At 69.7% G+C, this 16811-nt stretch carries 17 protein-coding genes; 13 read left to right on the forward strand and 4 right to left on the reverse strand.

Going from position 1 to position 16811, the window contains the following annotated elements; all coding sequences use genetic code 11:
- Positions 1 to 88: 88 nt before the first annotated feature.
- From H5368_RS01300 to H5368_RS01310, 3 genes are all read left to right on the forward strand, one after another.
- Complete coding sequence (locus tag H5368_RS01300; protein WP_182820608.1) at positions 89 to 1402, forward strand: aminotransferase class V-fold PLP-dependent enzyme; 1314 nt, start codon at positions 89 to 91, stop codon at positions 1400 to 1402.
- A gap of 201 nt (positions 1403 to 1603) precedes the next feature.
- On the forward strand, positions 1604 to 2479 hold the full coding sequence (locus H5368_RS01305) for an ABC transporter substrate-binding protein (RefSeq protein ID WP_182820609.1): 876 nt from the start codon (positions 1604 to 1606) through the stop codon (positions 2477 to 2479).
- Positions 2480 to 2581: 102 nt separating this feature from the next.
- Positions 2582 to 3385 (forward strand): hypothetical protein, encoded by an 804-nt coding sequence (locus H5368_RS01310; protein ID WP_182820610.1) that lies wholly within the window; start codon positions 2582 to 2584, stop codon positions 3383 to 3385.
- A 58-nt stretch (positions 3386 to 3443) separates the two neighbouring features.
- Here H5368_RS01310 and H5368_RS01315 read toward each other — a convergent pair whose 3' ends face one another.
- Genes H5368_RS01315 through H5368_RS01325 form a run of 3 tightly spaced genes read right to left on the reverse strand, consistent with a single transcriptional unit; the run spans position 3444 to position 5400 of the window.
- Entirely contained in the window at positions 3444 to 3875 is a 432-nt protein-coding gene (locus tag H5368_RS01315; RefSeq protein ID WP_182820611.1) for a hypothetical protein, read from the reverse strand.
- Positions 3872 to 4582, reverse strand: coding sequence for an SIMPL domain-containing protein (locus tag H5368_RS01320; RefSeq protein WP_182820612.1), 711 nt, complete (start codon positions 4580 to 4582; stop codon positions 3872 to 3874). The genes H5368_RS01315 and H5368_RS01320 overlap by 4 nt, the downstream gene beginning before the upstream one ends.
- 29 nt (positions 4583 to 4611) lie before the next feature.
- The gene (locus H5368_RS01325; RefSeq protein WP_182820613.1) at positions 4612 to 5400 is read right to left on the reverse strand and encodes an SHOCT domain-containing protein; all 789 of its coding nucleotides are present in this window, start codon (positions 5398 to 5400) and stop codon (positions 4612 to 4614) included.
- 109 nt (positions 5401 to 5509) lie between these two features.
- Here H5368_RS01325 and H5368_RS01330 point away from each other — a divergent pair, with 109 nt between their 5' ends.
- The 8 genes from H5368_RS01330 to H5368_RS01360 all read left to right on the forward strand — a co-directional run bounded on the left by H5368_RS01330 (position 5510) and on the right by H5368_RS01360 (position 13636).
- Complete coding sequence (locus H5368_RS01330; RefSeq protein WP_255486280.1) at positions 5510 to 6463, forward strand: DUF4344 domain-containing metallopeptidase; 954 nt, start codon at positions 5510 to 5512, stop codon at positions 6461 to 6463.
- Positions 6464 to 6603: 140 nt separating this feature from the next.
- A complete protein-coding gene (locus H5368_RS13460; protein WP_255486281.1) occupies positions 6604 to 6729 on the forward strand; it encodes a hypothetical protein in 126 nt (41 codons plus the stop codon).
- A gap of 10 nt (positions 6730 to 6739) precedes the next feature.
- Entirely contained in the window at positions 6740 to 7582 is an 843-nt protein-coding gene (locus H5368_RS01335) for a cytochrome c (protein WP_182820615.1), read from the forward strand.
- 38 nt (positions 7583 to 7620) lie between these two features.
- Positions 7621 to 8988 carry a cbb3-type cytochrome c oxidase subunit I gene (locus H5368_RS01340; RefSeq protein ID WP_182820616.1) on the forward strand — a complete coding sequence of 456 codons (1368 nt, stop codon included), beginning with the start codon at positions 7621 to 7623 and terminating at the stop codon, positions 8986 to 8988.
- Positions 8989 to 8991: 3 nt separating this feature from the next.
- Positions 8992 to 9792, forward strand: a complete 801-nt coding sequence (locus H5368_RS01345) for a CbbQ/NirQ/NorQ/GpvN family protein (RefSeq protein WP_182820617.1) — start codon at positions 8992 to 8994, stop codon at positions 9790 to 9792.
- Between the two features lie 11 nt (positions 9793 to 9803).
- Positions 9804 to 11831, forward strand: coding sequence for a hypothetical protein (locus tag H5368_RS01350; protein WP_182820618.1), 2028 nt, complete (start codon positions 9804 to 9806; stop codon positions 11829 to 11831).
- Between the two features lie 124 nt (positions 11832 to 11955).
- Complete coding sequence (locus H5368_RS01355; RefSeq protein ID WP_182820619.1) at positions 11956 to 12516, forward strand: type 1 glutamine amidotransferase domain-containing protein; 561 nt, start codon at positions 11956 to 11958, stop codon at positions 12514 to 12516.
- 4 nt (positions 12517 to 12520) lie between these two features.
- A complete protein-coding gene (locus H5368_RS01360) occupies positions 12521 to 13636 on the forward strand; it encodes an alkene reductase (protein WP_182820620.1) in 1116 nt (371 codons plus the stop codon).
- A 41-nt stretch (positions 13637 to 13677) separates the two neighbouring features.
- Here the strand turns inward: H5368_RS01360 and H5368_RS01365 are convergent, their stop codons facing one another.
- Positions 13678 to 14157, reverse strand: a complete 480-nt coding sequence (locus tag H5368_RS01365) for a VOC family protein (protein ID WP_182820621.1) — start codon at positions 14155 to 14157, stop codon at positions 13678 to 13680.
- A 191-nt stretch (positions 14158 to 14348) separates the two neighbouring features.
- Between H5368_RS01365 and H5368_RS01370 the strand changes: the two genes are divergently transcribed.
- On the forward strand, positions 14349 to 14984 hold the full coding sequence (locus H5368_RS01370) for a tetratricopeptide repeat protein (RefSeq protein ID WP_182820622.1): 636 nt from the start codon (positions 14349 to 14351) through the stop codon (positions 14982 to 14984).
- Between the two features lie 65 nt (positions 14985 to 15049).
- Positions 15050 to 16750 carry a hypothetical protein gene (locus tag H5368_RS01375; protein ID WP_182820623.1) on the forward strand — a complete coding sequence of 567 codons (1701 nt, stop codon included), beginning with the start codon at positions 15050 to 15052 and terminating at the stop codon, positions 16748 to 16750.
- Positions 16751 to 16811: the final 61 nt, after the last annotated feature.

The following is a 16811-nucleotide window of genomic DNA, read 5'->3' on the forward strand; positions in this document are numbered from 1 at the left end:
CGCTACGCGCAACCCGCGTGGCCGCGCCCGGCTGCACCCCGCGTTGACGCTGCATCGGCCCTCCGCGGGCCGGACCGGGAGATCGGCCATGCAGATCACGCGACGCAGGTTCCTCGCGGCACCCGCCGCGCTCTCCGTCGCCCTCCTGCCCACCAGCCTGCTGGCCGCAGTCGAGGCCGAGACAGCGCCCACGCCCGACCTCTCCACCTGGGAATCCGTGCGCGCCCAGTTCGCGCTCGACCCTGCCTGGATGCACTTCGCCAGCTTCTTCATCGCCAGCCACCCTGCGCCGGTGCAGGCGGCGATCGAGGGCTACCGCCGCGCCATCGACCGCAATCCCTTCGTCACCGTGGAGCACGGCATGTTCTCGGAAGGCGCGGACAACCTGCATGTGCATGTGCAGGCCGAGATCGCCGACTACCTGGGGGCGCGACCGCAGGATGTCTGCCTGACCGGCAACACCACCACCGGCCTGGCGCTGGTGTACCAGGGCCTGCCGCTCAAGGCCGGCGACGAAGTGCTGTGCACGACGCACGACCACTACTCCCACCATGAGTCGATCCGCCTGGCCGTCGAACGCAGTGGGGCGACGATGCGCATGGTCCCGCTGTTCGAGGACGCGGCGTCGGCCAGCATCGGGTCGATCATCGAAGCGCTGCTCAAGGGCATCGGCCCCAGGACGCGGGTGGTGGGGCTGACCTGGGTGCATTCGAGCAGCGGCATCCGCCTGCCCATCCGCGAGATTGCCGCGGCGCTGCGCGCACGCGCCGGCCAGCCGCTGCTGCTGGTGGTCGACGGCGTGCACGGGCTCGGTTCCACCGACCAGACCGTCGCGACCATGGGCTGCGATTACTTCTGTGCCGGCACCCACAAGTGGATGTTCGCGCCGCGCGGCACCGGCCTGGTCTGGGCCAATGCGGAGAACTGGGCGCGCCTGCGGCCGCTGATTCCCAGCTTCACCGATCTCGACCAGTACGTCGCCTGGGAGCGGCAGCAGGCGCCGGTGTCGCCCACCACCGCCGACCGCATGGCGCCTGGCGGCTTCCACGCCTACGAGCACCAGTGGGCCACCGCCGCAGCATTCCGCATGCACCGGCAGATGGGGCGTGCGCGGGTTGCCGCGCGGATCCGCGCGCTCAACGACCAGTGCAAGGCCGGACTGGCCGCCAACCCGAAGGTGACATTGCACACACCGATGTCAGCGGGGCTGTCGGCGGGGCTGGTGGCGTTCGAGGTGCAGGGCGTGGCGCCGGCGGAGGTGGTGAAGCAGTTGCTGGCGCGCCGGATCATCGCCAGCACCAGTCCCTACGCCATCACCTATGCCCGGCTGGCGCCGAGCCTGGTGAACACGGACGAGGAAGTGGAGCGCGCGGTGCGGGCGGTGCGGGAGATCTCCGGCTAGGGCAGGGGTTCACGCCCAGGCGCAGGTGACCGTCGGGGCGACTCCCGGTCGCTGATCAGGCAACACCGCAGCAAGTTCGGCATCATTCAAGCAACAGCACGACCAACAGGGGAAGACGATGAAGCGACACCATTGGCGATATGGCGTGACCCTGGCCGCGTGCCTCGCTGCCGGTGCGAGCGTGGCGGGGACCGCGTGAGTATGAGGCTGCAGCTCTCCCTCGAATGGTTCCTCAACCCCGATCACCTGCCGCTGATCGCCGGCATCGACCTGGGCTGGTACCGCGATGCCGGCCTGGAGCTCGAGCTGCTGGTGCCCGACGACCATTACGACGGACTTGCCGCGACGGTCAGTGGTGATGTCGCCTTCGCGTGCAACGAGCCCTTGCACATGATCGACGCGCATCGCCCGGGCCTGAAGGCGCTCGGCTGCTTCTTCGAAACCGACGGCGGCATCCTGCTGCAGCGGGCGGCAGGCCAGCGCCTGCTGGCTGGCGGCACGGTGCGGCTGGCATCGCCGGTCGCCGGCGGCGTGACCGATACGATCGCCCGGGAAATCCTTGCGCGCTGGTGCACGCGCCAGGGTGCGGCGTTCGATCACGCCCAGGTCGCCATCGAGGGTGCCGGCTTCGAGCACCTGGCCAATCTGCGCGCGGGGTTCGACGGCGCGTGGCTGTGCTTCGCCAACTTCGAGGGTGTCGAGGCGCGGTTGGCGGGGATGGACACGCACTTCATCACCACCGGCGACGTCGGCCTGCACAACTTCTCGGCGCTCGAGCTCTTCACCTCGCAGGGCTTCCTGGCGGAGCACCCGGCGGTCGTGGACACCGTGACCCGGCTGATCGGGCAGGGCGCGCGCCTGTGCCGCGACGGCCCGGCGCAGGCCGCGGCGCTGTGGTACCGCTACAGCGCCACGCAGCCCACCGGACTGATGGACGCGATCATCGCCGACACCTGTCCGCGCCTGGTCAGCCCCGTGCAGCGCGATGCCGCGCGCTGGCACGGCATGTGGGCGCAGTTCGACCGGCTGGGGCTGAGCCAGGTGGACGAGGCGGGGTATGCGGCGTTGTACAGCTGAGCGAGGGCTGGCCCGCGGCGCGCCCATGGGAATGTTGCGGGCGTTGCCACGCATACGCGCCTCCAAGCTATCCTCCGCCCGGGGATAACTCAGGGGAAAAACATGCACGCCTCGATCCGCGTAGCCCTCTCCGGCGCCGTGCTGCTCCTGGCCGGTCTGGCGGCTGCCGCCAATGACGCCTTGCCGCAGGCGCTGCCGCCCGAGCAGGAAGCCATTGCGCTGGCCAGCGCGGAACGCACCGGCCGCGAAATCTACGAGCACGACCGGGCCGCTGCGCTGGCGACGGATGCCCTCATGGCCCAGCGCAAGTCCAGGCGCGACCGGCGTGTCAGGGGCTGGGTCACCGAGGCGCGGGCCGATGGCATCGCGGTGACCTTCGTCGACGCCACGCCGGCCGCGCTGTACCGGGTGCTGGTGCCGACATCGGGCGAGCCCGGACCCATTGCGACGCTCGACGCTCCCGAGCCGCTCAGCCCCTTCGAGGCGAGCGCGGTCGTTGCGCGCAACGCGGCGATGGCGGCGCCATTCGAGCTGTGTTCCAAGGATTACAACACCGTGGTGCTGCCTTCAGGCTCGGACACGACCGATCGCTGGCGCGTCTATCTGCTGCCCGGCACCAAGCGCAACGACGCGGTGCCGCTTGGGGGCACGCATCGCATGGACGTGGAGGGCGGGGCGGTCACGGCGCAACGCGCGTTCACGAAAAGCTGTATCAGCCTCGGCAAGGGACGCGGGACGGCGGCGATGATGATCACGCATCTCCTGGATCCGGTGCCCACCGAGGCGCACGTCCACTGGAGCCTGTGGGCCAATACGCCGATGTTCGTGATGACGCCGCCCGACCGCACGATCTGGAGCATCGAGCATGGTGCAATCAGCAAGCTTGATCCGAACGCCGAGGATTGAGGTCGACGCCGCAGCGGCTTCGTGGCCGCGTCGGTCCGAAGCGGCAAGCGTTGCAGCATCAGCCGCAGGGTTCGTTCACCTGCACCCAGCCGTTCGGAACCGCGCGGAAGCGCTTGCCGCCGACGCAGCGTTCGCCGGACGCGAGTGGGCGGAGCGGGGCGGCTCGCCCGCGCGGGATCGTGGACCGCGCCGTCGAGGATCGATCTCCGATGGGTGCGAACTGTCGCAAGGCGTTCTCCAGCTCACGCTGGGCGGTACCGGCTTCGGCTTCCCAGGACTTGACCAGTTGCTGCAGCTCCCACTGCACATAGATGCCCACCACGACGCTGTGCGCGAGCGCGCCCACGAATACGCCAAGCGCGATGCGCCACCAGAGGCCCGCGTACGGATGTGCGTCTTCCGGTTGCGACCTGGGGCGCGGCCTGCGGAACTCGACCCCACTCATGTCCACCGAACCGATGCTCGGCTCGTCGCGCACCTGCGGACTCACCGCGTGATCTCGAACACCGCCGATACGCGTTCGGTGAAGTCGATCGTCGGCTGCAGGTAGCGGCCGCTGTCGATGCGCGAGCCGGTGACTTCGATGCGGTCCAGCGTGGTGGCGCCGTAGCCGTCGGACTGCCTCGAGTTGAGGCTGTTGATGCTGTACACCGGCCCGAGGCCGCCGCCGAATGCCACGGCAAGACTCGCGGCCTTTTCGCGGGCGTCGGCCACCGCGCGGGCGCGTGCGTCCTCGCGAAGGCTGGCTTCCTTGCTGGACTTGAAGGTGACATCGGAGACGTCGGTGAAGCCGGCGGCCAGCGCCGCATCGAGCCAGGCGCCAAGCCTGTCGAGATCGTCGAGGCGCACCTTCACTTCGCGGCTGGCGACGTGACCCCGCGACAGGGGGCGGTCGTTGTCGTCGTAATCGATGTCTTCGCGCAGCGCGAGGTCGGACGCGGTCATGTCGTCGGGTGCCACGTCGAAGCCCGGCGCCACCTTGAGCAGCGCGTTGACCGCACGGTCCACCACGCGCTTGGCTTCTGCGGGATCCGCGGAGCGGTGGCGCACCACCATCGCGACCGTCGCCGAATCCGGCGCCACGCTGAACAGGCCTTCGCCCTGCACGACGACATGCGGTGCGTCAGGGAGCGGGGTCCCCGCCAGTGCGGCGGCGGAGAGCAGGGGGAGGATGACGGCGATCAACCATGGGCGCATTTCTGGACTCCGCGTGCACTGGTGACGGATCAAAGCTCGGAGAGGATGCGTTCCTGCTGTGCCTGGAAGGCGCTCTCGTCGATCGCGCCGCTTGCGCGCAGCTCCTTCAGCGCCGCAAGGCGGGCTTCAATCGTCTGAGCGGGCACCTCAGGTGCCGCGGGTGCCGGGACTGACGTGGTCCGCTCTCCCGCGAGCCCCGCCAACACCACGGGCGAGGCAAGGAAGCGATCGAAGATGTCCTGGTAGAGCTCGGCATAGCGCCGCTTGTAGTGCTTCCAGCCGCCCTTGGGCATGGGGTCGACGCCCTGGAAGTCCTGTGTGGCAAGCCAGTTGCCTTGCGCGTCATGGATGTCGAGGGTGACGTCGTGGGTGAACTCGGGGCTTGCGAAGCCCTGGTCGTAGGACCACTCGCGCAGCGTCATGACCATCAGCAGCCCCGGGCCATCGTGGCGCAGGGCGCGGCTGCGCTCCGCCGCGTCCGAGCCCTTGGGGCTCGGCACGAGCGTTGCCGAATATCCGGCGCGCTCGAATCCGATGCGCAGCCGCTCGCCGATGTACATCGCCAGCGGCGTGCGGTCGGCGGTGTTGCGGCTGATCGGAATGCCGTACAGCTCGCGTGTCATGCCCTCGTACGTTTCATCGCTGTCGCCGTCGAGCACATACGGGCGACTGTCGATCAACGTGATGCGGATGTCCGTGCCGGGCGTGGATGGCGCAGGCACGCGCATGGCGTAGTCCTCCGCCACGATCCTGGCCGCGAAGGCCGGTGCGGCAACCAGGCACGCAGCAAGCAGCATGATGCGCAATGCAGTCTTCATGTTGGATCTCCCCTTGATGCGTGGCCCCGTCCACGAAGGAAGCATAACCCGCGGTCCGGCATACTCGCTGCAGCACCGTGGAGGGGCCGATCTGGCCGGACTGATGAGAATGATCGCGCTGCTTGTGGCGATGTCGGTGGCCGCCGGCTGTGTCGGCGTGCCCGGTCCGGTGACGGGTGACCGGAGCGTGCGCGAGGCGGTGCAGCGCCCGATCTCCGATGCCTGGCCGCGCACGCTGGTCCGCGCGAAGCAGCGGTCGGCCGGTGGCGCGCCGGTGCCGGCCGTGAGGGCGTTCGAGTACGCCTACGCGCCGCCGGATTCGCCCGGCCTGCAGCAGATCCACGTGCGCGTGCGCGACGCCGACCTGCTGCATCGCCTGCCGGAAGTGCAGGCGATGGACGGGCTGTTCGTGCTGCCGCGACGCCTGCGCTATGTCACCGCCGAGTGCGGCGAGTTCGGCGCCTTCTATCGGCCGGCCGAGACCGAGGTGGTGCTGTGCTACGAGACGCTGCGCACGCTCTACGAGCGCGGCCTGGAGCAGCAGCAGCGGGGCGGGCTGGATGACGGCTACCCGCTGCGCTACGTACGCGCCAACATCCGCTTCATCGTGCTGCATGAAACCGGGCATGCGCTGGCGCACCTGCTGGACCTGCCCGTGACCGGCCGCCAGGAGGACGCCATGGACCAGTTGGCGGCGATCCTGATGCTGCGGTTCGCCGACCTGGACGAAACCTCCGCGCAGGTGATCGGCAACCTGCGCATGGCAGCCGACTGGCTCCTCTCCCGCAGTACCGGCGCCTACAACCTCCACGCCTATGCCGACGAGCACGCGCTGGGCGAACAGCGCTACTTCAACCTGCAGTGCCTGATCTACGGTACCGACCCGGCCGAGTTCGCCGACATGGTGGATGCGGGCGACCTGACCCCGGCACGCGCGCAGGGCTGCCCGCGCGAGACACGGATGGCCACGCGCGCCTGGCTGCGCCTGCTGCTCCCGCATCTCGCACCCGACTTCGAGCTGTACGAGGACGAAGCGCAGCGCTACCTGCAACACCAGTGGTGACCACTTCGCGCCTTCGCGAGAACCCGCTCCTGGTTTCGCGCTCCGACACCCCGGGTTCGCCCTGCGTTGCATGAAAGCGGACTTGATGACACAGTCGGTCGCACGCGTGTGCTGAGTCGACCCGTTCGGGGAGCTGACCAATGAATGCAAGCAATCTTGTTTCACCCGTGCGCTGGCTCGGCATGCTGGTGTTGTTGCTGATGGCGGTGGCCGTGATCTACGCCAGCTACACGGCGATTGCGTACTGGCCCTCGATCTCCGTCTAGGAGCGACACCATGAACAAGCGCCAGTCCCGGATCTTCGCCATCGTCGCAACAGGCCTCGCCGCCGTCGCATTCCTCGGCCTGACCCTGTACAGCCATGCGCGCTTCGACGACCTCACCAATGCGGCGGACATCACGCCGGAGGTCACGCACGGCAAGGATGTCTGGCACAAGTACAACTGCATCAACTGCCATACCCTGTTCGGCGAAGGCGCCTACTACGCGCCCGACCTGACCAAGATCGCCCAGCACCGCGGCGAGGCCTACCTCAAGGCCTACATGCGTGACCCGTCGCAGTTCTACGACGAGCAGCGCCATCGCCGCCTGATGCCGACGCAGAACCTCAGCGAAGTCGAGATCGCGAACCTGGTCAAGTTCCTCGACTGGGTGTCCAAGGTCGACAACCAGGGCTGGCCGCCGCGCCCCATCCTGGTGGCCGGCGGCAGCGCCATCGTCGCCGCACAGGGCACCGCCGCGGGTGCGGCGGAGGCCGGGGCCGTCAGGCCCGTGCGCGCGGACAGCGATCCGCGCGCGATCGGCGAGAACCTGTTCGGCACCGCGGTGCCGGTCTGCACGGCCTGCCATTCGCTGCAGCCCGGCGTCCAGCTCGCCGGCCCATCGATGGCGGGCATGGCGGAGCGCGCGGCGCAGACGATCGCGTCCGCGGACTACACCGGCAGCGCCACCGACGTGGAGGGCTATATCCGCGAGTCGATCGTGTCGCCCAGCGCGCACCTGGTTCCCGGGGCGATGTTCTCGGCGGAAGGTACGTCGTTCATGCCCAACACATATCCAGAATCCCTCACCGAAGAGCAGGTCGACCAGCTCGTGGCCTTCCTTGGATCGATGAAATAACACTGGCGGCGTGCTGCGCCGGCACCGGGAGATCTTCCATGCGTTACAAGTCCCAATCAGTGGCCTACTGGTATTTCGCCGTGGCCATGGTGCTGTTCGGGCTGCAGATCGTGTTCGGTCTGCTGTCGGCCGCCAAGTACCTCGGGCCGGACCCGCTGCTGTACATCCTGCCGTTCGACGTCACCAAGACCATCCACACCAACCTGCTGATCGTCTGGGTGCTGACCGGGTTCATGGGCGCCACCTACTGGATGGTGCCCGACGAGTCGCGCACCGAGCTGTACAGCACCAAGCTCGCGTACTGGCAGCTGGGGCTGTGGACGCTGATGGGCGTTACCGCGGTCATCGGCTACGTGTTCCGCTACGGCACCGGCAACAAGCTGCTGGAGCAGCCGCTGCCGCACAAGATCGTCATCGTGATCTGCATGCTGATGTTCCTCTACAACATCGGCATGACCATCAAGAGGTCGGGGCGGTTGACCACGACCGAGGGCGTGCTGATCGGTGGCCTCGCGCTGTCGGCGGTGCTCTACACCCCGGCGCTGCTGCACTACGAGAACTACACCGTCTCGATCTTCTACCGCTGGTGGACCATCCACCTGTGGGTCGAGGGCGTGTGGATGATGATCATGGCGGGCTTCCTCGCCTACCTGCTGATCCGCCTGTCGGGCATCGATCGCGAGGTGATGGAGAAGTGGCTGTACGTGATCGTGGGCCTGGTGTTCTTTGCCGGCATCCTCGGCACCGCGCACCATTACTACTGGGTGGGCGTGCCGCAGATCTGGCTGCCGATCGGTGGGTTCTTCAGCGCGCTGGAACCGCTGGCGCTGGCCGCGATGGCGATCTACGCCTATGCGGCGATGCGGCGCGGCGGGGTGACCCACCCGAACACCCTGGCCCTGCACTGGACCATCGGCAGCGCGATCTTCGCGCTGTTCGGCGCGGGCCTGCTCGGCCTGGCCCACACCTGGCCCAGCGTCAACAAGTGGACCCACGGCACGCTGATCACCGCCATGCACGCGCACTCGGCGTTCTATGGCGCCTACGCGATGATCATCATGGCGATGATCACCTACGCGCTGCCGGGCCTGACCAACCGGCCCGCGGGCAAGCACTCGCCGCTTGGCTACTGGGCGTTCTGGCTGCAGGTGTCGGGCATGTTCGGCATGACGCTGTCCTTCGGCACCGCAGGCATCGCCCAGGTGTACCTCGAGCGGATCATGGGCATGGGCTACCTGGACGCGCAGCTGAAGATCCAGGTGCACTTCATCATGCTGATCCTGACGGCGACGATCTTCGCCACCGGCGTCGCGATGTTCATCTTCGACTTCTTCCGGTATCGGCCGCAGTTCGATGTGATCGCGGACGGTGCCGAGGGCGAGCTGCAGGTGAAACCGGGGCGCTGACCGGTGGATGCGCGCACGGGGCCGGCCGGGGCCGGCCCGTACTACCTGCCCACCGGCAACGAAGTCGGGATCGTCGAGCAGTGCCACGCCGGCGGGCTGGCGGTGATGCTGAAGGGCCCGACCGGCTGCGGCAAGACCCGTTTCGTCGAACACATGGCCTGGCGGCTCGGGCGCCCGCTGATCACGGTGGCCTGCCACGACGACCTGACCGCGAGCGACCTGATCGGCCGGTTCCTGATCCGCCACGACGATACCGTCTGGCAGGACGGCCCGCTGACCCGGGCCGTGCGCGAGGGTGCCATCTGCTACCTCGACGAAGTGGTGGAGGCGCGCCAGGACACCATCGTGGTCCTGCATCCGCTCACCGACTACCGGCGCATCCTGCCGATCGACCGCACCGGCGAGACGCTGGAAGCGGCACCGGGCTTCCAGCTGGTGATCTCCTACAACCCCGGCTACCAGCGCATGCTCAAGGACCTGAAGCCGAGCACGCGCCAGCGCTTCGTGGCGATCGAGCTGGGCTTTCCCGAGCCGCCGGCGGAAGCCGCGATCGTGGCGACCGAAAGCGGGGTGGACGGCGGCACGGCGGTGGCGCTCGTGGAGCTGGCCGGGCGCCTGCGCTCGTTGCGCGACCGGGGCCTGGCCGAGGTGCCAAGCACGCGCCTGCTGATTGCCGCCGGCCGCCTGGTCGCCAGCGGCATCGGCGTGCGCGAGGCGTGCAACGCCGCGGTGGTGTCGCCGCTCAGCGACGACCCGACCCTGCTCGGTGCGATGCGCGAACTCGTTGACGCGATGTTCCCCTAGGCGGATCCGACGTGGCCGAGGCCGAAGACGTTGTCGTCGATGCCGCGCGGCACGCGACCGTGTTCATCCGCGACACCTGGCGCCGGCACTACGCGCGCGAACCCGATGCCCCGATCGCGCTGGCGTCGCTGGCGCGGCGCCTGGACCTGCTGCTCGCGGCCGCCTGCGGCACCAGCCTGCCGATGCGCGTGGCGCTGCCGCCGGCGCGCCCGACCGTGCTGCACCGGCTGTTCCACCGCAGCGCCTATCCACGCCACCGCCAGGCGCTGCCGGCCACCAGCGGCGATGCGATCTGGCTCCCGGCGCACCTGGGCACCTGCGATGCCGCCGAGGCATCGGAGCTGTATCGCGCGATGGCGCTGCAGCAGGCGCGTCGGGCCATGCGTGGCAGCGTGCAGGCGATCCTCGCCCGGCGCGGCTCGCCGCTGCAGCGCGATACCGCGCTGGTGCTCGAAGCCCAGGCTGCCGAGGCCGACATCGCGCGCAGCTTCCCGGGACTGGTGCCGGCGCTGACGCGGCTGCGCCGGCGTGCGCTTGCAGAACGGCCACCGCTGGCCGATTTCGCGCCGGCACGGCAGCCGCTGGAGCAGCTGGTGCGCGACATCCTGGAGCGCGACGTGGCGGCCGCAGCGGAACCGCCCGCGGGCACGGTCGAGGACTCGCTCGCGCACGCGGCGCGGCTGCTGCGCGACTGGGGCCTCGCCGACGCGGATGTGCAGCGGCTCGGCCCGATGCCGCTGTACCGCGACTGGTGGACGGGCGAGCTGCGCGAGGCGGGCGCCGCCGCCCGGCTTGTGGATGGCAAGCCCTTCGACCACGACGACGACGCCGGACCCGTGCGCAGCGCGCGCATGGAGCGGCGCCCCGAGGAGCGCGAAGCGAACGGGGACGAGGACAAGGGCGGCGAGCCCGGCGTGTGGATGATCCAGCAGGACGCGCCGCACGAGGTCGCCGAGGATCCCTTCGGCCTGCAGCGCCCGGTGGACCGCGACGACGAGACCAGCGCGGACGAGTACGGCGACATGCTTTCCGAGCTGGCTTCGACGCGGATGGTCGCCGCGCCCGATCCGCCGCGCGAAGTCCTGCTGTCCGACGATCCGCCCGCCAGCCGCGCCAGGATCGAGTTCGACGCTCCCGACGCCGGCGGCAGCCGGTTGCGCTATCCCGAGTGGGACCACGCCAGCCGGTCCTACATCGAGCACGGCACCACGGTGCGCATGCTGCCGCCGGTGGAAGGCGACAGCCGCTGGATCGACGCGACCCTGGCGCGGCATCGCTCGCACCTCGACGGCATCCGTCGCCAGTTCGAGGCGCTGCGCCCCGAGCGCGTCCGCCTGCGCCGGCAGAGCGACGGCGACGACATCGATATCGATGCCTGCGTGCAAGGCCGAGCCGACCTGCGCGCGGGGGGCTTCCTGCGCGAGGGGCTGTACGAGGCGCGCCGGCCGGGCCGGCGCAGCATCGCGGTGTCGTTGCTGGTCGACGCCAGCGGGTCCACCGACAGCTTCATCGGCGATGGCCGGCGCGTGATCGACGTCGAGCGCGAGGCCCTGCTGCTGGTCTGCATGGCCCTTGAAGGCCTGGGCGAGCCGTTCTCGGTGATGGCCTTTTCCGGCGAGGGCCCGCACGGCGTGACGCTGCGCATGCTCAAGGCCTTCGACGAGGCCTACGGCCAGGACGTCGCACTGCGCATCGCCGGCCTCGAGCCCGAGCACTACACGCGCGCCGGCGCCGCGATCCGCCATGCCACGGCGCTGCTGATGAAGCAGCCCGCCGAGCACCGCCTGCTGCTGATGCTGTCGGACGGCAAGCCCAACGACGCCGACCGCTACGACGGCCTGTTCGGCGTCGAGGACATGCGCCAGTCGGTCACCGAGGCACGGCTGCAGGGCATCTTCCCGTTCTGCCTGACCGTGGACCTGCAGGCACCCGGCTATCTGCCGAAGGTGTTTGGCGCAGGCCATTACGCCCTGCTGGCGACGCCCGAGCGCCTGCCGCTGGTGCTGCTGGACTGGACCAGGCGATTGCTGGCGCGCTGAGCCGTGGCTCCGGGAGACGCGCCGGGCGCCTTGCGGATGTCCCGCGCCTCACGCAGCTTCCATCGCCGCTGCCGCATCCTGTGCTGCCGGGGCCCGGTGCCCCGCGAAGCCACAGGACACCTCCATGAGCAAGCCACTCCAGGACAGGACCGTCGCCATCCTCGCCACCGATGGCGTGGAGCAGATCGAGCTCACCGAGCCCAGGAAGGCGGTGGAAGAGGCCGGCGCCACGGTCCGCCTGCTGTCGATCAAGGCCGGCGAGATCCAGGGCATGCACCACGACAAGCCCGGCGACCGCCTCAAGGTGGATGGCCTGGTGGCCGACGCCAGCATTGACGAGTTCGACGCGCTGATCCTGCCCGGTGGCGTGGCCAATCCCGACACGCTGCGCATGGATGCTGCGGCCGTCGCCTTCGTGCGCGATTTCGCGCGCAGCGGCAAGCCGATCGGTGTCATCTGCCACGGGCCGTGGGTGCTGATCGAGGCCGACGTGGTGCGCGGCCGCCGCATGACCTCGTGGCCCAGCGTGCGCACCGACCTGCGCAATGCCGGCGCCGAGGTGGTGGACGAGGAAGTGGTGACCGACAAGGGCCTGGTGTCGAGCCGCAAGCCGGACGACCTGCCGGCGTTCTGCCGCAAGATCGTGGAAGAGTTCGCGGAGGGGCGGCACGCGCCGCAGCACTGAACCGATGCATACGAACCTGCTGTCACCGATCCAGGCCGGCGCCGTGGCGCTGCCCAACCGCGTGCTCATGGCGCCGCTGACGCGTTCGCGCGCCGGCCAGCCCGGCGACGTGCCGACCGCCATGAACGCGGAGTACTACGCGCAGCGCGCCGGCGCCGGGCTGATCGTCTCCGAGGCGACGCAGGTCTCGCCGCAGGGCCAGGGCTATGCGCTCACGCCTGGCATCCATAGCGACGCGCAGGAAGCCGGCTGGAAGCTGGTGACCGATGCCGTGCATGCCCGCGGCGGGCGGATCGCGGCGCAGCTGTGGCACGTCGGGCGCATCTCGCATCCGCTGCTGCGGCCCGATGGTGCGGTGCCGGTCGCGCCTTCAGCCATCGTCGCCAAGGGCGCCACGTGCTTCGTGATCCAGGCCGACGGCACGCCCGCCAACCTGCCGTCGACCATGCCGCGCGCGTTGGCAACGGAGGAGATCCCCGCGGTGATCGCGGAGTTCGTGCAGGCGGCGCAACGCGCCGATCGCGCCGGCTTCGACATGGTGGAGATCCACGCGGCCAACGGCTACCTGCTGCAGCAGTTCCTGGCGACCAACAGCAACCGGCGTACGGATGGCTACGGCGGCTCGCTCGAAAACCGCGCCCGCATCGTGCTGGAGGTGGTGGATGCGGTGATTGCCGAGCTTGGCGCGGGGCGCGTGGGTGTGCGCATGTCGCCGCACTTCACCGGCCACGACATCGCCGACCTCGAGCCCGAGCAAAGCGCGCTGTACCTGGCGCGCGAGTTCAGTGACCGCGGCATCGCCTACCTGCACATCGCCGAACCGGACTGGGCCGGTGGCCCGAAGCTCAGCGACACGTTCCGTCGCGCGCTGCGCCAGGCGTTCCCGGGCACCCTGGTGTTCTGCGGCGGCTATACGGCAGAAAGCGCCGAAGCACTGGTCGCGTCCGGCGTGGGCGATGCGGTGGCCTTTGGCCGCCTGTACATCGCCAACCCGGATCTGGTGGAGCGCTTCCGCACGGGCGCGGACCTCAACACGCCGGACCGGTCCACGTTCTATGGCGGCGACGCGAAGGGCTACACCGATTACCCGACGCTCGATCAGCAGCATCCAGAGCCTTGATCAGGCACAGGCACACCGTGGCGTGAGCGACCTGGGGGCGCTCAGCCGCGGCGTGCGGCCTCTATAGCGGCGACGTCGATCTTGCGCATGGTCATCATGGCGTTGAACACGCGCTTGGCCGCGGCACGGTCGGGGCCGGTGTAGGCCTCGGTGAGGACGCGCGGGGTGATCTGCCACGAGATGCCCCACCTGTCCTTGCACCAGCCGCATTCGCTTTCCTGGCCGCCGTTGCCGACGATCGCGTTCCACAGGCGGTCGGTCTCGGCCTGGTCGTCGGTGGCCACCTGGAACGAGAACGCTTCGCTGTGCCTGAACGTGTCGCCGCCGTTGAGGCCGAGGCAGGGGATGCCCAGCACGGTGAACTCGACCGTCAGCACGTCGCCTTCCTTGCCGGACGGGTAGTCGCCGGGTGCGCGGTTGACGGCGGTGACCGCGCTGTCGGGGAAGGTCTCGGCGTAGAAGGTGGCGGCATCGAGCGCGTCGCTGTCGAACCACAGGCAGATGGTGTTCTTCGCGATCATGGTCTTGTCCTCGGACTTCGGCGTGGCGGGTGGTGCCAGCCCGGGCGGGAACCGCCTACCTACGCCACCAGCCGTTAAACGGCCGCGAGCGAGGGCGCGGGCGCCTGCAACCCGCGGCCGTACTTCGCCGGTCGTCGCGTTGGCCATCGCGATCATGTGGCAATCTCCGCGCACCTGCCCGGAGCCGCCAGATGACGCATCGCATCGCATTGATCCTGTTGTTGCTGTGCATCGCCGGTGCCGCCGGTGCCGCCGTGGCGGGCGATGCGTTGCCGGTCGTGCAGCCGGAGGGCCGGTATGTCGACGATGACGAGGCGGCCAGCTACCTGCCCACGCCGCCCGGCAGTCGTGCCCGCTTCCGCCAGCTGCTCAATGCCGCGATCCAGAACAACCCACGCAACGTGTCGGCGCTTGCGCACCGCGCCTTCCTGTTCATGGAAGGTGGCGACGCCAAGCGTGCACGTCGCGATTACGACGCGGCGCTGGCGGCGTCGGAGCCGGGCAGCCGCTACGAGCGGCATGTGTTGTGGTCGCGGGGCTGGTCGAACTACGACGAGGGCGACTTCGCGGCCACGTATGCCGACTGGCAGCGGGCGATCGCGCTGCACGGCGGTGGGCCGTTCTGGGCGCCCTACAGCCTGGCGTTGCTGTACTGGTCCGCCGGCCAGTCCGAGCCCGCATTGCAGTGGTATGCCACCGCGGCCGTGGCCAATCCGGAATGGAGCACGCCGGAAGGCGTGGCCGTCAGGACCCGGCGCTGGTCGCCTGCGCAGCGCGAGCGCATGCAGGCCCTGTTCGCGGCGTGGGTCGCAACAGCGCAGCAATAGGCCCGTTTTCCCAGCGATTTGCGTCTCTACGCTAGAGGCGCGGGCTTCCGTCGCCGGGAACGCCCATGGCCGCCAGCCCCGACCTGTCCGTGCTCGCCAACAGCCTGGTGGTTGGCGTGACCGGGCATCGCCACCTGCGCGGGCAGGACATCGCCGGGCTTGAAGCCGGTGTGCGGACCTTCCTGCAGGAGCTGCAGGCGCGGTTCCACGGCTTGCCGCTTGTGGTGCTGTCGCCGATGGCCGAAGGTGCCGACCAGCTGGTCGCCCAGGTGGCGCTGGCGCTCGGCCTGCACGTGGTGGCGCCGCTGCCGTTGCCGCTCGCGCTGTACCGGGAAGACTTCGAGGATCCCGCCAGCCTGCAGATGCTGGAGCGGCAGTTGCACCAGGTTGAAGTGATGGAGCTGCCGCTGGAGCGTGGCGAGACCGTGGCATCGCTCGCGTTGCCCGGGCCGACGCGCGACCGGCGCTACCGGCAGGCGGGGATCTTCGTGTCCAGCCATGGCCACGTGCTGCTCGCGCTGTGGGACGGCCAGCCGTCGGGGCGCGTGGGCGGCACGGCGGACATCGTGCGCTTCCATCTGGAAGGCGCCACGCCGGCCGACCCCGACAACCGCCGCGCCACCGACACCCTGCTCGGGCCGGACCAGGAAAACGTCGTCCATCACCTGCCCGCGGCACGCCGCGGCGCGGCGGACCTCGCGGACGCGCGGCCGCGCTGGCTGGTGGCGGGCGAGGGCGCGCAGGCCGGCTCCTCGCTGCCGGACGCGTTCGCGCGGATGTTCTCGCGGCAGGCGGCGTTCAACGTGGACCTGCGCAGGTACGCGGCGCCGATCGTGGCGGAGCCGGCGCCGTCGCCCGCGGCCGCTGCGTGCCCGGTGTGGCGGACGTTCGCCGGCGCCGACTGGCTGGCGCGCCTCTACCAGCGGCGGGTGGCGCGCGTGCTGTCGGCGACCTACGTGCTGGTGGCGCTGATGGGCTTCGCGTTCTTCACCTACACCGACATCGTCAGCGACGACCTGGTGATCTACCTGTTCCTGCTGCTGTTCGCCGCCGGCACGGTGCTGATGCTCATTGCCAGCCGGCGCGAATGGCAGCGCAAGTACCTGGATTACCGCGCGCTCGCCGAAGGCCTGCGCGTGCAGTCGTACTGGCGGCGCGCGGGCATCGTGGTGGCGGGCACGCGCGCGTTCGCGCACGACAACTTCATGCAGAAGCAGGACGTGGAGCTCGGCTGGATCCGCAACGTGATGCGCGGTGCCGGCATCGACGGCATGCGCGTGCCGGTGACGGCCGACGCGGCGCAGGTGCAGTCGGTGGTTGCCGAGTGGATCGGCGAGCCCGGCGGCGACGGCCAGCTCGGCTACTACGCCGGCAGCTCGCTGCGCCGCGCGCGACTGCACCGGCGTGCGGAACTCCTGGGATTGGCCTGCATCGGCCTGGGCGTGGCGCTGTGCGTGCTGCTGGCGATCTTTGCCAGCCGCCTCGACGCGCAGACCAAGCAGGTGCTGGTCTCGGTGATGGGCATCCTGTCGGTGGCGGCGGCGGTGCACGAGGCCTACATGCACAAGAAGGCGGACAAGGAACTGATCCGGCAATACCGCTTCATGCAGCGCATCTTCGCCTCGGCGCATCGCCGGCTGGCGGCGGTCGTGGACGTGGTGGCCCGGCAGCGCATCCTGGCCGCGCTCGGCGAGGCGGCGCTCACCGAGCACGCCGAGTGGACCCTGCTGCACCGCGAGCGCCCGCTGCCGCAGTCGCGCATCTGATCCCCCTGGCCGCTGCCGGCGGCGGATCGCGTTGGAATCCTGACGCTCCGGGCATTTCCGT

The sequence above is a fragment of the Luteimonas sp. MC1782 genome (assembly GCF_014164605.1).
GTDB lineage: Bacteria > Pseudomonadota > Gammaproteobacteria > Xanthomonadales > Xanthomonadaceae > Luteimonas.